General features: G+C 36.5%; 23 protein-coding genes and 1 other annotated feature. Of the genes, 22 read left to right on the forward strand and 1 reads right to left on the reverse strand.

Translation table 11 applies throughout. From position 1 onward, the window contains the following. Positions 1-103 precede the first annotated feature (103 nt). The 22 genes from DN410_RS22620 to pheA all read left to right on the forward strand — a co-directional run bounded on the left by DN410_RS22620 (position 104) and on the right by pheA (position 20548). On the forward strand, positions 104-1063 hold the full coding sequence (locus DN410_RS22620; RefSeq protein ID WP_149178129.1) for a stage II sporulation protein B: 960 nt from the start codon (positions 104-106) through the stop codon (positions 1061-1063). Positions 1064-1283: 220 nt separating this feature from the next. Further along, complete coding sequence (locus DN410_RS22630; protein WP_149178131.1) at positions 1284-1859, forward strand: Maf family protein; 576 nt, start codon at positions 1284-1286, stop codon at positions 1857-1859. A 46-nt stretch (positions 1860-1905) separates the two neighbouring features. After that, positions 1906-2583, forward strand: coding sequence for a DNA repair protein RadC (radC, locus tag DN410_RS22635; protein ID WP_149178132.1), 678 nt, complete (start codon positions 1906-1908; stop codon positions 2581-2583). A gap of 157 nt (positions 2584-2740) precedes the next feature. Beyond that, the gene (mreB, locus tag DN410_RS22640) at positions 2741-3760 is read left to right on the forward strand and encodes a cell shape-determining protein MreB (protein ID WP_000466737.1); all 1020 of its coding nucleotides are present in this window, start codon (positions 2741-2743) and stop codon (positions 3758-3760) included. Positions 3761-3801: 41 nt separating this feature from the next. Then, positions 3802-4653, forward strand: coding sequence for a rod shape-determining protein MreC (mreC, locus tag DN410_RS22645; protein ID WP_001135469.1), 852 nt, complete (start codon positions 3802-3804; stop codon positions 4651-4653). 14 nt (positions 4654-4667) lie between these two features. Continuing rightward, complete coding sequence (gene mreD, locus DN410_RS22650) at positions 4668-5213, forward strand: rod shape-determining protein MreD (RefSeq protein ID WP_149178133.1); 546 nt, start codon at positions 4668-4670, stop codon at positions 5211-5213. A 35-nt stretch (positions 5214-5248) separates the two neighbouring features. Continuing rightward, positions 5249-5935 carry a septum site-determining protein MinC gene (gene minC / locus DN410_RS22655; protein WP_149178134.1) on the forward strand — a complete coding sequence of 229 codons (687 nt, stop codon included), beginning with the start codon at positions 5249-5251 and terminating at the stop codon, positions 5933-5935. A 2-nt stretch (positions 5936-5937) separates the two neighbouring features. Further along, positions 5938-6735, forward strand: a complete 798-nt coding sequence (minD, locus tag DN410_RS22660; RefSeq protein WP_000503310.1) for a septum site-determining protein MinD — start codon at positions 5938-5940, stop codon at positions 6733-6735. A gap of 133 nt (positions 6736-6868) precedes the next feature. Continuing rightward, complete coding sequence (locus DN410_RS22665) at positions 6869-7615, forward strand: M23 family metallopeptidase (RefSeq protein WP_149178135.1); 747 nt, start codon at positions 6869-6871, stop codon at positions 7613-7615. Further along, complete coding sequence (gene spoIVFB, locus DN410_RS22670; protein ID WP_149178136.1) at positions 7608-8468, forward strand: stage IV sporulation intramembrane metalloprotease SpoIVFB; 861 nt, start codon at positions 7608-7610, stop codon at positions 8466-8468. The genes DN410_RS22665 and spoIVFB overlap by 8 nt, the downstream gene beginning before the upstream one ends. A 67-nt stretch (positions 8469-8535) precedes the next feature. Then, entirely contained in the window at positions 8536-9924 is a 1389-nt protein-coding gene (locus DN410_RS22675) for an Rne/Rng family ribonuclease (protein WP_149178137.1), read from the forward strand. 77 nt (positions 9925-10001) lie between these two features. Then, positions 10002-10079 (forward strand) — a sequence feature (ribosomal protein L21 leader region). A 14-nt stretch (positions 10080-10093) separates the two neighbouring features. Next, a complete protein-coding gene (rplU, locus tag DN410_RS22680) occupies positions 10094-10402 on the forward strand; it encodes a 50S ribosomal protein L21 (RefSeq protein ID WP_000270907.1) in 309 nt (102 codons plus the stop codon). Between the two features lie 11 nt (positions 10403-10413). Then, a complete protein-coding gene (locus DN410_RS22685; protein WP_001973720.1) occupies positions 10414-10758 on the forward strand; it encodes a ribosomal-processing cysteine protease Prp in 345 nt (114 codons plus the stop codon). A 3-nt stretch (positions 10759-10761) separates the two neighbouring features. Further along, entirely contained in the window at positions 10762-11052 is a 291-nt protein-coding gene (rpmA, locus tag DN410_RS22690; RefSeq protein WP_000944957.1) for a 50S ribosomal protein L27, read from the forward strand. Between the two features lie 63 nt (positions 11053-11115). Beyond that, positions 11116-11664 (forward strand): sporulation initiation phosphotransferase B, encoded by a 549-nt coding sequence (locus DN410_RS22695; RefSeq protein ID WP_001003569.1) that lies wholly within the window; start codon positions 11116-11118, stop codon positions 11662-11664. Beyond that, positions 11664-12950: a GTPase ObgE gene (gene obgE, locus DN410_RS22700; protein ID WP_149178138.1), complete on the forward strand. Its 1287-nt coding sequence runs from the start codon at positions 11664-11666 to the stop codon at positions 12948-12950. Before DN410_RS22695 ends, obgE begins: the two co-directional genes overlap by 1 nt. Positions 12951-13090: 140 nt before the next feature. After that, entirely contained in the window at positions 13091-13798 is a 708-nt protein-coding gene (locus DN410_RS22705) for a response regulator transcription factor (RefSeq protein WP_071726564.1), read from the forward strand. Further along, complete coding sequence (locus tag DN410_RS22710; protein WP_149178159.1) at positions 13788-14870, forward strand: HAMP domain-containing histidine kinase; 1083 nt, start codon at positions 13788-13790, stop codon at positions 14868-14870. The genes DN410_RS22705 and DN410_RS22710 overlap by 11 nt, the downstream gene beginning before the upstream one ends. 93 nt (positions 14871-14963) lie before the next feature. Then, the gene (locus DN410_RS22715) at positions 14964-15740 is read left to right on the forward strand and encodes an ABC transporter ATP-binding protein (protein WP_000114530.1); all 777 of its coding nucleotides are present in this window, start codon (positions 14964-14966) and stop codon (positions 15738-15740) included. Then, positions 15715-17637 (forward strand): ABC transporter permease, encoded by a 1923-nt coding sequence (locus tag DN410_RS22720; RefSeq protein WP_149178139.1) that lies wholly within the window; start codon positions 15715-15717, stop codon positions 17635-17637. Before DN410_RS22715 ends, DN410_RS22720 begins: the two co-directional genes overlap by 26 nt. Positions 17638-17686: 49 nt before the next feature. Then, positions 17687-19600, forward strand: coding sequence for an ABC transporter permease (locus DN410_RS22725; RefSeq protein WP_149178140.1), 1914 nt, complete (start codon positions 17687-17689; stop codon positions 19598-19600). Positions 19601-19696: 96 nt separating this feature from the next. Next, a complete protein-coding gene (pheA, locus tag DN410_RS22730; protein ID WP_071713311.1) occupies positions 19697-20548 on the forward strand; it encodes a prephenate dehydratase in 852 nt (283 codons plus the stop codon). An 85-nt stretch (positions 20549-20633) separates the two neighbouring features. Here the strand turns inward: pheA and DN410_RS22735 are convergent, their stop codons facing one another. Next, positions 20634-21281, reverse strand: a complete 648-nt coding sequence (locus DN410_RS22735; RefSeq protein WP_149178141.1) for an MOSC domain-containing protein — start codon at positions 21279-21281, stop codon at positions 20634-20636. Between the last annotated feature and the right edge of the window lie 36 nt (positions 21282-21317).

Here is a 21317-nt window from a genome sequence, read left to right on the forward strand (position 1 = left end):
ATAATATAGGGTAATTTGGCGAATTTCTCTGACAAATATCCCGTTTTTTTGTGAAATGAATATGATATGATGCGGACAATGATAAGAGGTGAGGTGTGAGTGTATGGACAAGCAATCACGAACGATCTCAGTGAAAGTGAATGGAACAGAAGCAAAGTATGAGGAAAAAAAGAAAGATGAATTTGACTGGATGGTAGTAGAAAGTGAGAGACCGAAGAACGTCGTTCCTTTTCAAAAAGCGAAATCGATATCTATGGAAAAGTATCGAAAGAAATGGAGTAATAGATTAATTATAATTGTTGCTACTGCTATTGTTATTGGTACGGCGCTTGGAATGGGAATGCTTCATGTCACCAGGCAAGGGACGACAGGGGGAAGTGAAGTAACAGCTTCAAAGCAGACCGGGAATGAAGAATCAAAGGTGGGTGGAACGGGGGAACAAACACCAGCACCAAAAGAGGAAAAACAAAAAGCGCAGGTAGGGACGTCATTAGATCCAATGAAATTATTTTTTGTTCAAGGAGGGCTCTATTCTTCTGAAGAAAAGGGACAAGCAGCTCTTGAAGAATGGAAAGCTAATGGGGGGATTGCAGCTTTGAAGCCGAGCGGCGATAAGTATGCATTAGTTGTTGGTATTGCTAGCGATGAACAGGGCATAAATCAATTAATGACTCAGTATAAAAATGATGGTGTCTCCGTTTTGAAAAAGAACTGGGATATAACAGATAAGGTGTTACTTAAAGATGATAAAGAAGTAGGAGCTTTTTTAACAAAAGTGCAGCCATTATATACTCATTTAACAAAATATATTTCTAGTGTGCAGGCTGGTGGAAAAAGTAATGAAAAAGATATAGGAGCGATTGAAAAAGAATGGAAAGCAATTGAAAAAGACGGGAAAAGTATGAAGCAGGAAGAGGCGAAGAAACTGTATATGTATACGTCAGTGGCTGTACAAACAGTGAAAGAAGGGAAAGGTGATAAGGAATCTTTGGCGAAATTAAATCAAGTTATTATTGACGGTATGCTTTCGTATGAAAAAATTGTTTCGCAAAAAGTGAAATGATAGGATAATAAAATGGCGAAGGAAGAAGTATAAGTGCTTCTTTCTTTTCTTTTGAATTTAGAGCAAAGTGCTTTCTCTATGGTCGGAATATAATCGTATTCAATAAAGAAATATTACTTTGTCTAGGGAAAATAATATTTCTTTCATTTGTGGACAAACTATTCCTTTGATACGATTGATGTAAATGATTTTGCTTCATGTGAGAAAGGAAGGAGAAAATATGAGAAAAATCATTTTAGCTTCGGGATCACCTCGGAGGAAGGAATTGCTTGAATTAGCTGGTGTGCCATTTGAAATTGTTGTAAGTGAAGTAGAAGAAACGATTGGTGCGTATTCATCGCCTTCTGATATTGTTATGTCTCTTGCCCTACAAAAAGCATCTGCGGTAGCAGAAAATAATAGTGATCACATTGTGTTAGGTGCAGATACAATTGTTACATATGAGTCACGTATTCTTGGAAAGCCCTCTAGTGAGGCTGAGGCGAAAGAAATGTTACAGTTATTATCAGGGAAAGCACATGAAGTGTATACTGGTGTTGCAATTATAGCAAAAGAAAAAACAGTTACTTTTTATGAGCGTACAGAAGTTACATTTTGGGAATTAACAGAAGAGGAAATTGATACATACGTTGCATCGAAGGAGCCTCTTGATAAAGCAGGAAGTTATGGTATTCAAGGTAAGGGGTCTATTTTTGTTCAACATATCCAAGGGGACTACTACAGTGTAGTTGGTTTACCAATTGCACGTCTCGTTCGGGAATTGAAAAAATTTAATATTGATGTGACCCATGCGTAAAATTGCATGGGGTTTTCTTTGAGAGAACAAATAAAGGGGTGGAGAGATGAACGGTATTCGTGATGTTGTCAGAGAAGAACAGCCACGGGAGCGTTTATTGTTAGAAGGAGCTGGAAGTTTATCGAATCGGGAGCTTCTTGCAGTATTACTTAGAACAGGTTCTAAAGAAGAGACGGTTTTAAAGTTGTCAGATAAAATTTTGCATCACTTTGATGGCTTACGTATGTTGAAAGATGCAACGTTAGAAGAGCTAGTTAGTATACATGGTGTGGGGATTGCAAAGGCATCTCAGCTTATGGCAGCCTTTGAGCTAAGTAGAAGAATGGTGCGTTTAGAATATCAAAATAGATATAGCATTCGAAGCCCGGAAGATTGTGCGAGATACATGATGGAAGAAATGCGCTTTTTACAACAGGAGCATTTTGTGTGCTTATATCTGAACACAAAAAATCAAGTTATACATAGGCAAACGATTTTTATTGGAAGTTTAAACACATCAATTGTACACCCAAGGGAAGTTTTTAAAGAAGCATTCCGCCGAGCAGCAGCCTCTATCATCTGTCTTCATAACCATCCCTCAGGAGATCCTACGCCGAGCCGAGAAGATATTGAAGTAACAAAACGTTTAGTAGAATGCGGTCAGATTATCGGAATTGAAGTGCTTGATCATATTATAATAGGTGACCATAAATTCGTGAGTTTAAAGGAAAAAGGTCATATTTAAGACTATGCTTTTTACTTATTTTGTTTTATAATGTGATTTATGAGTTTTTTGTAGAAAATTATCTGCAAAAAGGATACAGATATAAAAAACGTACTGTTTTTATCATATAAAGTAAGAAAAAATGAGTCCGTGAAAACAAGAAAGGAAGATAAATAATATGTTTGGATTTGGTGGCTTTACTCGCGATCTTGGAATAGATTTAGGAACTGCGAACACGCTTGTATATGTAAAAGGAAAAGGTGTAGTTTTACGTGAACCTTCAGTAGTAGCGTTACAAACTGATACGAAACAAATCGTTGCTGTAGGTAGCGACGCAAAACAAATGATTGGTCGTACACCAGGAAATGTTGTGGCACTTCGCCCAATGAAAGACGGTGTAATTGCTGATTATGAAACAACAGCAACAATGATGAAATATTACATTCAACAAGCTCAAAAATCAAATGGATTCTTCTCACGTAAACCATACGTAATGGTATGTGTACCATCTGGTATTACAGCTGTAGAAAGACGTGCAGTAATCGATGCGACTCGTCAAGCTGGTGCTCGTGATGCTTATCCTATCGAAGAACCATTTGCAGCAGCAATTGGTGCGAACTTACCTGTTTGGGAACCAACTGGTAGTATGGTTGTTGATATCGGTGGCGGTACAACAGAAGTTGCAATCATTTCTTTAGGTGGTATTGTAACAAGTCAATCAGTTCGTGTTGCCGGTGATGATATGGATGATTCAATCATTCAGTACATTAAGAAAAGCTATAACTTAATGATCGGTGAAAGAACAGCTGAAGCATTAAAATTAGAAATCGGTTCTGCAGGCGAGCCAGAAGGTATCGAGCCTATGGAAATTCGCGGTCGTGATTTAGTAAGTGGTTTACCAAAAACAGTACTAATTCAGCCTGAAGAAATCGCAGATGCATTAAAAGATACAGTGGATGCGATTGTAGAATCAGTTAAAAATACGTTAGAGAAAACTCCACCTGAATTAGCGGCAGATATTATGGACCGTGGTATCGTATTAACTGGTGGCGGGGCATTACTACGTAACTTAGATAAAGTTATTAGTGAAGAAACAAATATGCCAGTTCTTGTTGCGGAAGACCCATTAGATTGTGTAGCAATTGGAACGGGTAAAGCATTAGACAATATCGACCTTTTCAAAACTGCTGCTCGATAATATTGCAAAATAAAAATCAGTAAAATTAAGAGGGTGTGAACGTGCCACAGTTTTTCTTAAACAAAAGATTAATTGTTTTGTTAGTTAGTATTATTCTTCTCGTGGCATTGATTGGAATTTCATTGAAAGAACGGAACAGTTTAACATGGCCAGAGCAGTTTATAAAAGATACTGTCGGTGTTGTAGAACGTGTATTCCAAAAGCCAGCGAATTATGTTGCCGGATTCTTCGAAAACGTAGAAGATGTAAAGCGCACGTATGAAGAGAATAAAGAATTAAAAGCAAAATTAGATAACTATGCAAAGTTATCAGGTGACGTAAAGCAATTAGAAGATGATAAAAAGAAATTACAAGAGTTAACTGGTAAAACACAGTTGAATAGTGATTATACTGAAATTCCAGCTACTGTCGTCTCTCGTAATCCAGATAAATGGTACGATTTAATTGGGATTGATAAAGGGGCACAGCAAGGGATTAAAAAAGATATGGCTGTAATCACTTCACAAGGTTTAGTTGGAAGAGTGAAAAGTGTATCTCAATTTACATCATCAGTAGAGCTGTTAAGCTCTATGAGTCGAACAAATCGTGTTTCTGCTATTGTACAAGGGCAAGAGAAAATCTTTGGATTGATTGAAGGTTATGATAAAGAAAAACAATTACTTCTTTTCACAAAGATTGGCTCTGATGCACCGGTAGAAAAAGATCAACTAGTTGTAACATCAGGACTTGGTGATATATTCCCGAAAGGTCTTGTCATCGGAAAAATCGTTGATGTTCAGCCAGATCCATACGGCTTAACAAAAACTGCTTATGTAAAACCTGCCGCTGATTTAAATGACGTAGAGCATATTATAGTTGCTAAACGTGCAACGCCTTCAGCGCCATTAGAATAGGGGGAGAAGAAGAGATGATGAAGATTTTAAAAAGAGCAGCTCTTCCTCTTTTGCTCCTTTTTGTTTTTCTATTTGAAAATATGTTTGCTACTGTTGTTCCAACGGATGTGTTTTGGAAAGAAAGTATAGCAGCACCGCACTTCTTTATAATTGTGTTATGTTTTATTACAGTGTATTATAGTCCGGTCCAAGGGATTTATTACGGACTATTATTTGGTTTCTTATTTGATACCGTATACACAGAACTTGTCGGCGTATATATATTTGCTTATCCGATTTTAGCTTATTTAGTCTATAGTATAATGAAGATATTGCAATTGAATTTATTTATTGTTGTTTCTATCGTATTAGCTAGCATTGCAGCACTAGAGTATTATGTGTATGGATTTTTAACTTTGTTAGGACGTACTCATATGTCAGCCTATGTCTTTTTCACAGATCGTCTCCTAGCTACTTTATTGCTAAATGGAATTTTCCTATTAATAGTTTGTTTCCCACTGAGACGATATTTAACGCGTCTTTCAAAAGCGATGGAAGAAAAAGAAAAAAGGATTTTCTAATTTTATGTCGAATTGAATCGGTGGGGTGAACTTTAGTGGAAGAAAAAAAGCAACAAAATGTAACGATAAAAGGGACAAAAGACGGGATAACGCTTCATTTAGATGATTGCTGTTCATTCTCTGAATTGTTGAGTGAATTGGACGAAAAGCTTTCTACACATTACTATGGTGGCGACGGGCACTCTTTAATTGAAGTGCACGTGAAAGTAGGCAATCGTTATTTAACAGAAGTCCAACAAGAAGAGATTCGTACGTTAATTCGTAATAAGAAGAATCTCGTTGTGGATTCAATTGAAAGTGATGTTATGACTAAAGCGGAAGCAATAGCTTGGAAAGAAGAAACAGAAATTGTCCCTATTTCCAAAATCGTTCGCTCTGGACAAGTATTGCGTGTAAAAGGAAATTTATTGTTAATTGGAGATGTTAATCCAGGCGGAACGGTTATCGCTGGGGGGAATATTTTTGTTGTGGGATCATTAAGAGGAATTGCACACGCCGGTTGTGATGGAGATGCGGAAGCTGTTATTGCGGCATCTGTTATGAACCCGATGCAACTTCGAATTAATGATGTGACAATGCGGGCTCCGGAAGAGAAAGAAGACGGAGCAGAGATGGCAGAATGTGCGTATATTAATGAGGATAATCACATTGTTGTCGATCGCCTGCAACTTCTCACTCATCTTAGACCTAATTTAACAAAGTTAGAAAGGGGAATTGTATAGCTGTGGGAGAGGCAATAGTAATTACATCTGGAAAGGGCGGAGTAGGTAAAACTACAACGTCTGCGAACATTGGTACAGCCCTAGCCTTATCTGGAAAGAAAGTGTGTTTAATTGACACAGATATCGGTCTTCGAAACTTAGACGTAGTAATGGGGCTGGAAAATCGTATTGTATTTGATCTTGTTGATGTCGTTGAAGGGCGTTGCCGTTTACCTCAGGCTCTTATTAAAGATAAACGTTTTGATGATCTTTATTTATTACCTGCAGCACAAACGAGTGATAAATCAGCGGTAACACCTGAACAAATGGATGAATTAATACAAGTATTACGTCAAGATTATGATTACATATTAATTGATTGTCCTGCGGGGATTGAGCAGGGATTTAAAAATGCGGTAGCTGGTGCGGATAAAGCAATCGTCGTTACGACGCCAGAAGTATCCTCAATGCGCGATGCAGATCGTATTATCGGGCTTTTAGAAAAAGAGGATATTGAACCACCGAAACTTGTTATTAACCGTGTACGTAGTCATATGCTTCATGAACAGGATATGTTAGATGTTGATGAAATCGTACGTACATTGTCAATTGAGCTTCTTGGTGTTGTTGAAGATGATGATGAAGTTATTCGAGCTACAAATACAGGTGAACCTGTAGCGTTGCAACCGAGCGGAAAAGCAGCGTTAGCTTATCGTAATATTGCAAGACGTTTGTTAGGTGAGAATGTACCATTACAAGCATTTGAACAAGAAAAAGTATCGGTATTTACAAAGATGAAAAACTTCTTTGGAATCCGTTAAAAGCACTTCGCACATACGCGAGGTGCTTTCTTTTTTCTTCACATGAATATCTTTCTTTCCTAGCTCATACATATGTACAAACTGTATACAACTGTTTCTACTTAAATTAGCTTAACGAAAGAAAGGAGACAGTATGAAGAATAGACGTGTAGAAGAAATTAAAAAGCGGATTGCGAAGAGGAAGGCAGAGCAAGAAAGGATGGAGGAAGAGCAATATTTTTCTGGAGGGAATTTTGATAGCGAAACGGTATTTGTTGAAGAGGGAGAGAAGGAAATTCATCCGTTGTTCCGAAAAGAAATATTTTTCTTCAAAGTGTTATTATCAGCAATATTAGTGCTTTCTGTTGCTATTTTATATAAGAATGCTCCTTCAACTTTCGATGGAGCTAAAGCTGTTACAGAGAGAGTGATGAAAGAGGAATTTCAGTTTGCTACTGTAGCGAAATGGTATGAAAAACAGTTTGGAAAACCTCTCGTCTTTTATTCGCCTAGCGAGAAAAAGGAAGGGACGATTCAACAAAAAGATTATGCAATTCCTGCTTCAGGAAAGGTAATGCAAGGATTTCAAAAAAATGGCCAAGGTGTATTTGTCCAAACGGCTACAAATGCAACAGTTGAGTCGGTAAATGAAGGATTAGTTGTTTTTGCAGGTAAGAAAGAGGAACTTGGAAATACAATTCAAATCCAGCATGCAGATGGTACTGAGTCATGGTATGCAAATTTAAATGACATGTCGGTAAAATTATATGATTACGTTGCAAAGAAACAAAAAATTGGTACGGTGAATAATGATGAAAATAATAAAAATGGCAAGTTTTATTTCGCAATAAAAAAGAATGAAAAATTTATTGACCCGATTCAGGTGATCTCATTTGATTAAATATAGGGATGTTTTAACAAAAATTTCAGTGCATCCGTTGTTTTGGGTTATTATTGTCATTGGTATTTTTACGGCGCGTTTTAAAGAATTACTATTGTTATTTTGTATTGTTCTTATTCATGAACTTGGGCACGCTTTTGCAGCGGCACACTATAATTGGCGTATTAAAAGAATTCAGTTGTTACCATTTGGTGGTGTGGCTGAGCTTGAGGAACATGGAAATAAGTCGTTGAAAGAGGAGCTTGTTGTCGTAATTGCAGGACCTGTTCAACACGTTTGGATGATGATGGTTGGTTATGCACTGTTTAAAGCTGGTTGGCTTGGTGCGGAGTTATATTCTTTCTTTATGTGGAACAATATAGTGATTTTAGCATTTAATTTATTACCTATTTGGCCACTTGATGGCGGAAAAGTACTGTTTAATGTACTCTCATATCGTTTTCCTTATTTGCAAGCACATGAAAAGATGATGAAATTGTCATGTGTTTTTTTTGGTGTAATATTAGGGTGGCAGTTACTTTGGAATAGCAACAATATTATGATGTGGGTATTACTCATATTTTTGGCAGTGTCGTTATATCAAGAGTGGAAACAAAGACGCTATGCGTTTATGCGCTTCTTATTAGAACGCTATTATGGGAATAAAAGGGGAATTGAAAAGATTGCACCTATTGAGGTGCAAACAGACGATCGTCTATATACAATCTTTACAAAATTTCGCAGAGGGTATAAGCACTCTATTATCGTCCGTGGAAAATATAAAGAGCATTATACATTGGATGAGAATGAATTGCTCTATGCGTATTTTACTGAAAAACGAACAACTTCATCTGTTGAAGAATTAATCGGTTAGTGTTGACGATAGCACTAACCTTTTATTATTGTAAAAGCAAAGAAGATTATAAAGTGAGGAAATAATTTTGAAGACGTTATATATGAATTACGCTGGATCGGAAAAGAGAGTAGCAATTGAAGAAAAGAAAAAAATTGTTGAATTTCTATGGAAACGTAATGAAGAGCAAGAAATTGTCGGACATATTTATGTTGGACGTATCGTAAGGACAATTGCTGGAATGAACGCGGCATTTGTAAATATAGGTTTAGAAAAACATGCGTACCTTTCTTATGATGATGTACCACCTTCCTACCGTATACATGAAGGACAAGCAGTGCTCGTACAAGTCGTGAAAGAGGCAATTGATACGAAAGGTCCTAAATTGACAGCGAATATAGAATTTACAGGGAAATATGTTGTTTATATGCCGTTTGATGAAATGCGCGCTGTTTCTCGGAAAATAAAAAATAATAAAAGAAGACAAGAATTGCTTCAAATTGAGGTAGAAGGAACAGGAGGATATATTTTCCGCTCTGCTTCTGAAAAAGGAACAATTGAAGAAATACAAGCTGAAATGCAAAGGTTGCAGCAGTTATATGAAGAGTTAAAAAGAAAAGAGAGCCAGGGGAAAGCGCCATTATTACTTCATCGACCAGCGACTTTTTTAGATCGTGTATTTCAAGAGAACCCAATTGAAACAATTGAAAAAATAGTTGTAGATACAAGAAGTATAGTAAAAGAATTAGAAGAAAAAGTCGGTAAAGAAAAAGTATCTTTTTATAATGAAAAGTCTTCAATGTTTAACCATTTTGGAATAGAGCGTGAAATTGAAAAAGCACTTCAAAAAATTGTATGGCTTCAAAATGGTGCGTATTTAATTGTAGAACAAATGGAGACGATGACTGTAATTGATGTGAATACAGGCAAGTTTACTGGAAAACAAAATTTACAAGATACAGTTCTTCGCACAAATGAAATAGCTGCTGAAGAGATTGCGCGTCAATTAAGACTTCGTGATATTGGTGGTATGATATTAATTGATTTCATTAATATGAAAAGAAAAGAAGATAAAGAAAAGGTAAGAGAATGCCTCATAGCTGCTATGCAAGGTGATCGTACGTATACAAGAGTGCTTGGATTTACTGAGTTAGGGATTTTGGAGATGACTCGTAAACGCAAAAAACATTCTTTACGTGACGTATTACTAGAGGAGTGTGTGCCTTGCAAAGCGACGGGATATGTTATGTCGTATGAAACAATTGCGTATGAGTTAGAGAGAGAACTAATCACATATGGCAATATAGAAGATGAGGCGGTGTTAATCGCTGCGCCTAAAAATCTGCAAAAACAATTTTTACAAAAAGAATTACAAAAAAATATTCCATTTGAAATTTATTTCAAAGATGATATTATCGAAAAGTATGCTATTATCCGTTTTGGAAGTAAGAAAGAAATTGTAGAACGGAAAAAATAGTTAGCAGAACATTTATTGACAATAGTCTATGATTCATGATAACATCTTTATGTTATAGTTTATAGCACCTAAACGGCTATATGCTACAACCGCACAAGACAGGTTCCCTAAAGGCATTTATGTCTACCTCGTTTTTGGCGAGTCTTAGTAATTAAGAGGAGGTGCAAGTATGTACGCAATTATCGAAACAGGTGGAAAACAAATTAAAGTTGAAGCTGGTCAAGCAATCTACATTGAAAAATTAGATGTTGAAGCTGGTGAAACTGTTACTTTTGACAAAGTTCTTTTCGTTGGTGGCGAAAACGTTAAAGTTGGTAGCCCAGTTGTAGAAGGTGCAACAGTTACTGCGAAAGTTGAAAAACAAGGTCGCGCTAAGAAAATCATCGTTTTCAAATACAAAGCGAAAAAGAACAATCGTAAGAAACAAGGTCATCGTCAACCTTACACTAAGCTAGTTGTTGAAGCTATCAACGCTTAATTCTGGTTAACATGATTAAAATTACGATAAGTCGCACGAAATTAGGAAGTATCCAATCATTTAAAATGACTGGACATGCCGATTATGCGCCACATGGACAAGACCTTGTCTGTGCTGGAACTACAGCGGTTGTGTTTGGTTCTATAAATGCAGTGGAAGAACTTTGTAATGTGCAGGCAACTATTGAACTCGGAAGTGATGGCGGATTCTTAACGTATGAATTGCCTAATGATTTAGACGTTCATGCAGCAGAAAAAGCACAAACGCTTTTAGAAGGATTAGTTGTTTCGCTTAAGACGATCGAACTTGATTACGGAAAGTATATCCGTTTAATAGAAAAAGTGCAGGAGGTGTAACGTATGTTAAGATTAGATCTTCAGTTTTTCGCATCTAAGAAAGGTGTAGGTAGTACAAAGAACGGTCGTGACTCTCAGTCAAAACGTCTTGGTGCTAAACGCGCAGATGGTCAAACGGTTTCAGGTGGTTCAATTCTTTACCGTCAACGCGGTACAAAAATTTATCCAGGTGTTAACGTTGGTCGTGGTGGCGATGACACTTTATACGCGAAAGTTGACGGCGTAGTACGCTTCGAGCGTCTTGGCCGTGACCGCAAACAAGTGAGCGTATATCCTGTTGCTCAAGAAGCATAAGAACTCACGGAAAACTCTAACCTGAGTGCAGGTTAGAGTTTTTCTATATTAAGGGGTATCTAAATGAATGAAAAATGGACAATTATAGATGCATTGCGTCATTCAAGACATGATTGGCTCAATCGTATGCAGATGGTTAAAGGAAACCTTTCCCTTGGAAAAGTGGAAGAGATTCATAAGCTCATCGATCGTTTTGTCCAAGAAGCGAGACAAGAATCCAATCTGATGGGGCTATCAATGCCTTTATTTTCAGAGTGGATTTTAACATATAATTGGAAACAGCAGCCGTGCTTATTGGAGTACGAAGTATTAGGGAAATTACATAACTTATCTCACTTAGATGAGACTGTATGTACATGGACGAATCAGTTTTTCTCAATGCTTCAGCATAGTTTAGACGTATATGTTGAAAATTATGTTTGTATCACAATTGAATGTGACGCGGAGAATGCTCGTTTCTTTTTTGATTTTCGTGGTAAGCTAACGAGTGTAGAAGAACTACAGAATTGGCTTGCGAACCAAAACAATAAATGGTATTCCATTTCTTATACAGTAAGAGACGAAGAAGTCTCAGTTATATTACAACCAATTGAAAAAAGTGTGGTGAAATAATGTTTGTAGATCAGGTCAAGATATATGTAAAAGGCGGCGACGGTGGTAACGGTATGGTTGCGTATCGTCGTGAGAAGTATGTTCCTAAAGGTGGCCCAGCAGGTGGCGACGGCGGTAAAGGTGCAGATGTTGTTTTCGTAGTTGAGGAAGGCTTACGTACATTAATGGACTTCCGCTACCAACGTCATTTCAAAGCTGATCGCGGTCAGCACGGAATGAGTAAAGGTCAGCACGGACGTAAATCTGAAGATTTAATCGTAAAGGTTCCACCAGGAACAGTAGTAAAAGATGAAAAAACAGGTCAAATTCTTGCTGATTTAGTAACGCATGAACAAACAGCTGTAATCGCAAGAGGTGGCCGTGGTGGCCGTGGTAATTCACGTTTCGCAACAGCTACGAACCCAGCGCCAGAAATCGCTGAGAACGGGGAACCAGGTCAAGAACGTGATGTCATCCTAGAACTTAAAGTGCTAGCAGACGTTGGACTTGTCGGATTCCCAAGTGTAGGTAAATCTACATTATTATCTGTTGTATCATCAGCACGTCCGAAAATTGCAGAGTATCACTTTACAACAATCGTTCCGAATCTTGGTGTTGTTGAAACTGGTGATAACCGCAGCTTCGTAATGGCTGACCTTCCTGGACTAATTGAAGGCGCACATGCAGGCGTTGGACTTGGACACCAATTCTTACGTCATATCGAGCGTACACGTGTAATCGTGCATGTTATTGATATGTCTGGTTTAGAAGGCCGTGATCCATATGAAGATTACGTAACGATTAATAATGAATTAAAAGAATACAATCTTCGTTTAACTGAGCGTCCACAAGTTGTTGTTGCAAACAAAATGGATATGCCAGATGCAGAAGAAAACTTACAAGCATTTAAAGAAAAAGTGGGAGACGAAGTAAAAATCTTCCCAATCTCAGCTGTAACGAAACAAGGTGTTCGTGACTTACTATTTGAAGTAGCGAACTTATTAGAAACAACACCAGAATTCCCAATGCATGATGTTGTCGATGAGTCTGAAGCAAGTGTAATGTACAAATTTGATACTGAAGGTGTTAAATTTGAAATTACACGTGAAAGTGACGGCACGTTTGTTATTTCTGGTTACGATATTGAGAAGACATTCAAAATGACAGACTTCTCACGTGATGAATCTATACGTCGTTTCGCTCGCCAAATGCGCGGAATGGGTATCGATGAAGCGCTTCGTGCACGTGGTGCAAAAGACGGAGATATTGTAAAAATTCTTGAATATGAATTTGAATTTATCGATTAAGACTGCCGAAATAGGGCAGTCTTTTTTTTTATATCGCAAAAGTCCAATTGTTATAGGAAAATATCCCCACTAATTAAATTTTCAATTTATAATGGAAAAAGGAGTAATTTTAGAAGAATTCTTTTATGGGGAGAAAAAATATGTATAAAATATTAATTGTAGAAGACGATGAAAAAATCGCGGGAATATTAGAGGAGCATTTAGAAAGATATGGGTATCAGTCATTTAGAGCAAGTGATTTACGCCATATTAAAGATGAGTTCGTAAAAGTGAATCCACATCTCGTATTACTAGATATTAATTTACCGTATTTTGATGGTTTCTATTGGTGCCGTCAAATTCGAAGTGTATCGAATGCGCCGATTATTTTTGTTTCTGCAAGAACAGGGGAAATGGATCAAGTAATGGCAATTGAAAATGGTGGAGATGATTACATTACGAAGCCATTCCATTTAGATATCGTAATGGCAAAGGTGAAAAGTGCACTTCGACGTGGATATGGTGAGTATGCTTCTGCGGCAGAAAGTGATTGTTTAGGTGTTAATGGATTGTTGTTATTCCCGTCCCAACATGTGGTTGAGTGGCAAGGGCAACAAACAGAACTAACAAAAAATGAATTTTACTTGTTAGAGTGTTTAATGAAACAGGCGAATCAATATGTAACGCGCGAAGAACTGTTAGAAGCTTTATGGGACGAAGTAGCATTTGTTGATGATAATACATTAACCGTAAATGTAAAACGGGTAAGGAAGAAGCTAGAGGAGCTAGGCATTAAAAATGCAATTGTTACAAAAAGAGGATACGGTTATGCGCTTCTTACAGAGTGGGGCGAAGGGCATGAAGGTTAAAAATTACCTCATAGACCGATTTTCTTTACTTCTTTCTTATATTGTTAGTCTTTGTTTATTCGGGCTCGTATTGCAGTTGCAAAATATTTTAGAAAAAAGATCAATTGATTGGAGTACGTGGTTATATGGACTTTTATTAGGGACGGTTGTGTTTACTGTATACCTCATTTACGATTACCGAAAACGGAGTGTGTTTTTAAAGAGAATCGAAAAATATGTTGCTAGTGGGAATACATTACATGACTCGTTACTTATTGATACTTCTTATACGTCAGAACAAGAGATGGTCGTTGAATCATTTACGCTATTAAGACAGCAATATATGAATGAAGTTCATAAACAACATGCGAAAGAGCAACAGCAAATGATATTTATGAACCAATGGATTCATCAAATGAAAACACCAGTATCTGTTATTGAATTACTATTACAGAAGTTTGGTAAAGAGCATCGTGAAGCAAGAGCAACCGTTGAAAGTATCCGCGAAGAAAATAACCGCATACTTAATGGTTTAGATTTAGCGTTACATATGGCAAGATTAGAGCAATTTGCGAAAGATTATAAAGTAGAAGTAGTAAATGTGATAGATATCATTCGAGGTATTATTAATGAAAATAGAAAGTCTTTCATTCAATCGTCTGTATTTCCGAAAGTGATGTTTGAGGAAGATATTTGTATGGTTGCATCTGATAGAAAATGGCTCAGTATTGCTATCGGTCAAATTGTTGTAAATGCAATTAAGTATACAAAAATCGCAGAAGCAGAGAAAAAGGAAATTCAATTTCAAATTGAAGAGAAAGAACAAAAGGTGTTATTACATATTAAGGACAATGGAATCGGTATCCCAGAGCAAGATGTAAAGCGTATATTTGATCCATTCTTTACGGGAATAAATGGTCGTAAAACGAGAGAAGCGACTGGAATGGGTTTATATATTACGAAGGAAATTTGTGATAATTTACATCACGGTATTTATGTGCAATCGGCTGAAGGCGAAGGGACAACATTCACGTTCCAATTTGCAAAAGATGAAGAATATCATACATTAATGAGAAAAATGACAAAACTGTAAGATAACAAAACGTTTTGTAAGGGAAATCACTCGTTTCTTTTTCTTATTTTTCTTATAGTAAATGTAAGAAGAAAACACATAGGGGGATTAGAAATGAGTGTTCTTGAAGTAAAAGGATTAACGAAGGTGTACCAATCAAAAGGTTCAGTAGCGACGACTGCTTTAAACGATATAAATTTTAAAATAGAAGAAGGCGAATTTGTAGGGATTATGGGTCCTTCAGGGAGCGGGAAAACAACGCTTTTAAATTTATTAGCAACAATTGATAAACAAACTTCAGGTCATGTGCTTGTAAATGGCGAAGAAATTAATCAAATGCGTGCTGCAAAATTAGCAGAGTTTCGCCGTACACATTTAGGATTCATTTTCCAAGATTTTAACTTACTTGATACGTTATCGATTAAAGAAAATATTATTTTACCGCTTGTAATGGCGAAGAAATCTGTAAATGAAATCGATGCGAAAGTACTGGAAATTGCAAAGTTTTTAAACATCGAAGAAATTTTAAATAAAAAAGTATATGAAGTATCAGGCGGACAACAACAACGTGCAGCAGCTGCGAGAGCGATCATTCATGAACCGACATTAATTTTAGCAGATGAACCAACTGGAAATTTAGATTCTAAGTCGGCGAAATCATTAATGAGCGCGTTGCAAGACTTGCATGAACAAAAGAAAGTGACAATTGCAATGGTAACGCATGATCCAGTAGCGGCGAGTTATTGCGAACGTATTCTTTTCATTCGCGACGGAGAAATTTTCTCAGAAATTCATAAAGGAAGAACGAAACAAGCCTTTTTCCAAGAAATTTTAGACGTACTTGCGATGTTAGGAGGAGAATATCATGAACTTTCGCCAGCTCGCGCTTAATAACGTAAAAGGGAATTGGCGTAATTATAAAGCGTTTCTCATTAGTAGTTGTTTATCTATTGTTGTGTTTTTCATGTATGCTTCTTTCATTTATCATCCAGATGTCGTAAGCGGTAATATTAGTATGAGGGAGATGATTTCAAAAGGGTTAGAATCAATGAATTATATTGTAGTCATCTTCTCAGCACTCTTTATTTTATATGCAAATTCAACATTTTTACGAGCAAGGAAAAAAGAGTTTGGTTTATTAACATTAATAGGCGGAACAAAATCTCAACTTGGCCGAATGATTATATTAGAACAGCTTATGTTAGGGAGCATTGCAATTGTAGTAGGTATTGGGCTTGGCATGCTTTGTTCAAAATTATTCTTCCAAGCATTAAGCGTAATATTGAAAATAGATAAAACACTTCCGCTCGTATGGAATAGTAAGGCAGTTCTTATTACAGCGGGTGTATACTTTATTCTATTTTTAATCCTATCATTGTTTAGCGTGTGGACAGTAGGACGCTTGCAAATTATTGATTTATTAAGAGAAGCAAGAAAACAAAAAGTAGAACCTTTTGCATTTACATGGTTATGTGTAGCGGGTATAGGATGTATTATTGTTGCATATGTACTTAGCTTCCAAGTGACATTTATGAATTTTATCATGCTGTTTTTACCGATTGTAGGGCTGACGATAGGCGGAACTTATTTGCTGTTTACACAAGGTAGTACAGTCGTATTAAAGGCGTTGCAAAAACGAAAAAAATCTTTTTATACATATCCAAATATGTTCGTACTTAGCAATCTTATTTATAAAATGAAAGATAATGCTCGTTTTTTATTTGTAATTTCTATCATTACGGCGGTTGTATCTTCAGCAGTTGGTACACTGTACGTATTCTTTGAGGATATGAGTTATAAGACAGTAACTAGTACCCCGCATGCTATTTCGTATGAGGAAAAGGGGATTAATACGCATAATGTTATAAAAGAAGGAAAAACAAAAGAATTAATAAAAAAACATGGATTTGAAGAAGCACGAGAAGTAACGTACGTCAAACTTCCTGGAACTCAAAAAATCACGATGTTTAATAGTGAACATGAAGTACCAATGGCGATTATTTCAGAAAAAGAATATAACGCTGAAGTGCGTGAACAAAAGAGAGAGCAAGTTAGAGAAGTTCATAATGCACCAGGTAGTGCAACGATGGTCATAATGGATATGGCGAAAGATATGATGAAGGTAGATCTTTCGAAACCGTATGAATTTAAAATTAACGGACAAACGCACTCTGTTCAATTAAATGAGCCAACTTCATTTTCTGTTTTTAATGATAGTGAATATCTCATTGTGAATGATCAAGATTTTGAGAAATACGCAAAGCTCGTACCAGATGAAGAAAAGACGAAATATTATGGTTATTATATAGAAGACTGGAAAAGTACGGAAGACCTTGTGTTAGATTTGAAAAAGGAAATTGCACCAGATAAGCAAGAGGAGTTAAATAACTCGGTGCTCGCTTATAAAAATATAAGGGAATCAGGAGCAATTACAATGTTCATCGGTTTCTTCGTAGCAGTACTGTTCTTCTTCTTCGCTTGTAGTATGACATACTTTAAATGGTTTAACGATAAAGAACAAGATCGTATTCAATTTAAATCGTTAAAGAGAATCGGTATGACAGATAAAGAGATTCGTAAAATTGCAATCCGTCAAATGGGCGTTATCTTCTTTATCCCAATTTTAATCGGTGCCATTCATAGTGGATTTGCTCTTCATACGTTAGGGAAAATGCTTTATCTCGATTTATGGAAATCAGGTGCGATTGTAATTGGAGCATACATTTTAGCTTCTGCGATTTACTTTATGATCGCGCAAAGAGGATATTTGAAACACGTAAAAAGCTAGGGAAACCTCTAGCTTTTTACGCATGTAGTAAGTTATAGGAGGAAGATAGATGAACATTTGGCAACTAGCGCTGCAAAATATAAAGGGAAATTGGCGTAATTATAAAGTATTTTTCTTAAGTAGTTGTTTTGCGATATTTGCTTCTTATGCATATATGTCTGTTATTGTGCATCCGTATATGCAGGAGACGCTGTGGTATCAAAACGTACGCTGGGGACTTATCATATGTAATGTTATAATCATTTCTTTTTTCATCATATTTATTTTGTACTCTACTTCTATTTTCATAGAGGCACGTAAGAAAGAGTTAGGATTATATATGTTAATGGGAGCGACGAAATCTAACGTAATAGGAGTGATTATGACCGAGCAAATATTGATGGGGGTATTTGCTAATATTTTCGGTATAGGGATTGGCATGATCTTTTTGAAACTCTTTTTTATGGTGTTTAGCATGCTAATGCGTCTTCCGCAAGAACTCCCTGTCATATTTGACGTGAAAGCGATTGGGGTAACGTTTATTACATATATGGTTGTTTTTATTCTGTTATCTTTTATAAGTGCTTTACGTATATGGAACATAAAAATCATTCGGTTATTGAAAGAATTTCGAACGGATAAAAAAGAGAAGAAAACATCAATGTGGCTTTGTATATTCGGCTTTATTTGTTTAGGGACAGGATATGCGTTAGCGCTACAAGTGACAATGGAAACGATAGGATTATATTTTTTCCCTGTGTCTATACTTGTCTTTTTCGGAACGTACTTTTCTTTTACACACGGTACAATCCAATTGTTAGAAATGATTAAACGAAATAAAAAGATTATGTATACATATCCGTATTTATTTATAGTGAATCAATTGTCACATCGAATGAAGGAAAATGGTCGCTTTTTCTTTATGCTTTCTATGGCAACGACATTTGTAGTTACGGCAACAGGTACGGTGTTCTTATATTTTTCTAGCATGCAAGATATGTGGCGGGATGGGGGCGCACACTCATTTTCATACATAGAAAAAGGTGCTTCTACCCATGAAGTCTTTGAGGAAGGTAAGGTTGAACAATTACTGCATCAATATGGATATGATGATTTTCAATTTATGAGTTTTGTTGGATTGTATGCATCTTTCCAGTCTAATAAGGGAGAAATCGAAGTTGTACCGCTTATAAAGGAAAGTGAATACAATCAAGAAGCGAGAAAACAAAAAAAGAAAATATATCACCCGAAAAAAGGAACAGTTACACTTGTTTATTATAATAAAAGTAATTATCCGAATGTATATAATCAAAAAGAGATTCAATTACAAGTAATGAATCAAACGTATTCATTCGTATTTAATGGTCAGAAAGAAGGGGCGCGATTTAATTATCACCTCGCGCACATTAACGGTTTGTTTTTCGTTATGAATGATGAAGATTTTGACAGTATAGCAAATAAGGTTCCGGATTCTGAAAAAATGATATATCGAGGATACACATTACCCAATATCGAAAATACGAAAAAATTAAATGGAGATTTACGGAACCATATGAAACAAGATGATAATAATGCATTTCGAAGTAATATGGAGTTATATGTGAATATGAAAGAGTTTGGCGATATTACTTTATTTGTAGGTTCATTCATTAGTATATTATTTTTTCTTACTTCATGTAGTATCGTATATTTTAAATGGTTTCATAATATTGCATCGGATCGAAAGCAGTACGGGGCACTTTCTAAACTTGGAATGACGAAGGAAGAAGTGTGGAAGGTTTCTCGTTGGCAATTGTGTATGCTATTTTTTGCACCAATTATAGTAGGGAGTATGCATAGTGCAGTTGCGTTATATACGTTTCATAATACGATTTTTATGGATGGTTCATTCAGAAAAGTAGCCTTGTTTATTCTGTTTTATATCGCCGCATGCATCATGTATTTCTTTTTCGCTCAAAGAGAATATAAGAAACATTTAGACTAGCAAATGCTAGTCTTTTTTAAATATTCGAAATTTACATAGAAGAATATAAAAAAGTATGGTATAACAGTAAGAAAACGAAAAAGAGGGGAAAAGACGATGATTCGAGTAGGATATTTAGGACCAGAAGCAACATTTACAAATATGGCGGTGAGTCGTTTTTTTCCGGAAGCAGAGCATGTACCGTATCGAACGATTCCAGATTGTATAGATGCAGCCGCAAATGAAAATGTAGATTTCGCAGTTGTACCGCTAGAAAATGCGATTGAAGGTTCAGTAAACATAACAGTCGATTATCTCGTACATGAACAACCGCTTTCCATTGTAGGAGAAATTACAGTACCGATTCAGCAGCATTTACTTGTGCATCCCCAATATGCAGAAGTGTGGGAAGAAGTATATGCAGTGCATTCTCATCCACATGCTATTGCACAATGTCATAAGTTTTTAAATGAACAATTAAAAGGGGTAACCGTTCGAGATATGACATCAACAAGTGCTGCAGCACAATATGTGAAAGAACATCCTGAAGAAAAAATCGCCGCTATTGCAAACGAAGCGGCAGCAGAAAAATACGGATTAGCAATTGTAAGAAGTGGTATTCATACGCATAAAAACAATCATACACGTTTCCTCGTTCTGCATAAGAAAAAGAAAGCGGTACTCCCAAATAACGGAGAAAATCGCGGGGAGAAAACGACGCTTATGATAACGTTACCTGCGGATTATGCAGGAGCACTATATCAAGTGTTATCAGCTTTCGCATGGAGAAAATTAAACTTATCCAAAATCGAATCTCGTCCGATGAAAACAGGACTTGGAAATTACTTTTTCTTAATCGATGTCGATAAAGCATACGATGACGTATTATTGCCAGGCGTAACGATGGAACTTGAAGCACTTGGTTTTTCTGTTACGGTGCTGGGGAGTTATTCTTCTTATTGGTTGTAAGAGGTGAGGAGCTGTCTATTCTATTGAAGCAACAGAAACAATTTTGCTAGATTAATAAAATCCCACCTGCAGAAGGTGGGATTCTTTATTTTAACTTCGCAAGACGATCCTCTAACTGACCACGCCAAATATCAGCTAGTTCTGGGACAGCAAGAATCTTCTCGATGCCATCTTTATCTTTTCTATTATGGAAATAGATTTCATTAGAGAAAAGAACAGATACATTGTTTGGATGGCGTTCTAGTAATGTAATTTTAGAATCTTTACGTACAGTACCTTCTTGAAGAACGCGGCATAAGTAGCCAGTAAATCCAGTTGCTACAATGCGAGGCAGTATGCCAGGAATACCGAGGCGTTTTGAAATCGTGCTACAAGGTACCCTTGCTTGTGTTACTTGAATGATTGCTTCGCCTAGTTGATATGTATCTCCGATGCAAACATCATGCTCTAACATATTTGTTACGGTAATGTTTTCGCCAAATGTGGAAGCTGGAAGCGTTGTTTGGAATTCCTCTTCCCATAGTGCGTAATGCTCGTGTGGGTACACACAAACTGCACGATCAGGTCCCCCGTGGTGTTTTAAATCCGCTACATCATCGCCAAGGAAGCCGTCTTTTGAGAGAAAAGCTTCTTCCGTAGAATCTTTACATATACCTGTTATCATTTCTTTATCTTCGCCATATTTCATTTGTTTCGGTTTGCCAATGCTAAAGTGAACGAGTTCAATTCCCATATGCAATCTCCTTTACAATTGATTACAATATTATAT

Source organism: Bacillus sp. SH5-2, assembly GCF_008368905.1.
In the GTDB taxonomy this organism is placed as follows: Bacteria; Bacillota; Bacilli; order Bacillales; family Bacillaceae_G; genus Bacillus_A; species Bacillus_A luti.

Coding starts and splice junctions, on each gene's coding strand:
- rplU (WP_000270907.1), top strand. CDS start 10,094: ATGTACGCAATTATCGAAACAGGTGGAAAACAAATTAAAGTTGAAGCT.
- DN410_RS22630 (WP_149178131.1), top strand. CDS start 1,284: ATGAGAAAAATCATTTTAGCTTCGGGATCACCTCGGAGGAAGGAATTG.
- DN410_RS22735 (WP_149178141.1), bottom strand. CDS start 21,281: ATGGGAATTGAACTCGTTCACTTTAGCATTGGCAAACCGAAACAAATG.
- DN410_RS22685 (WP_001973720.1), top strand. CDS start 10,414: ATGATTAAAATTACGATAAGTCGCACGAAATTAGGAAGTATCCAATCA.
- pheA (WP_071713311.1), top strand. CDS start 19,697: ATGATTCGAGTAGGATATTTAGGACCAGAAGCAACATTTACAAATATG.
- rpmA (WP_000944957.1), top strand. CDS start 10,762: ATGTTAAGATTAGATCTTCAGTTTTTCGCATCTAAGAAAGGTGTAGGT.
- DN410_RS22720 (WP_149178139.1), top strand. CDS start 15,715: ATGAACTTTCGCCAGCTCGCGCTTAATAACGTAAAAGGGAATTGGCGT.
- obgE (WP_149178138.1), top strand. CDS start 11,664: ATGTTTGTAGATCAGGTCAAGATATATGTAAAAGGCGGCGACGGTGGT.
- radC (WP_149178132.1), top strand. CDS start 1,906: ATGAACGGTATTCGTGATGTTGTCAGAGAAGAACAGCCACGGGAGCGT.
- DN410_RS22710 (WP_149178159.1), top strand. CDS start 13,788: ATGAAGGTTAAAAATTACCTCATAGACCGATTTTCTTTACTTCTTTCT.
- DN410_RS22695 (WP_001003569.1), top strand. CDS start 11,116: ATGAATGAAAAATGGACAATTATAGATGCATTGCGTCATTCAAGACAT.
- mreD (WP_149178133.1), top strand. CDS start 4,668: ATGATGAAGATTTTAAAAAGAGCAGCTCTTCCTCTTTTGCTCCTTTTT.
- mreB (WP_000466737.1), top strand. CDS start 2,741: ATGTTTGGATTTGGTGGCTTTACTCGCGATCTTGGAATAGATTTAGGA.
- DN410_RS22715 (WP_000114530.1), top strand. CDS start 14,964: ATGAGTGTTCTTGAAGTAAAAGGATTAACGAAGGTGTACCAATCAAAA.
- DN410_RS22620 (WP_149178129.1), top strand. CDS start 104: ATGGACAAGCAATCACGAACGATCTCAGTGAAAGTGAATGGAACAGAA.
- DN410_RS22665 (WP_149178135.1), top strand. CDS start 6,869: ATGAAGAATAGACGTGTAGAAGAAATTAAAAAGCGGATTGCGAAGAGG.
- DN410_RS22725 (WP_149178140.1), top strand. CDS start 17,687: ATGAACATTTGGCAACTAGCGCTGCAAAATATAAAGGGAAATTGGCGT.
- DN410_RS22705 (WP_071726564.1), top strand. CDS start 13,091: ATGTATAAAATATTAATTGTAGAAGACGATGAAAAAATCGCGGGAATA.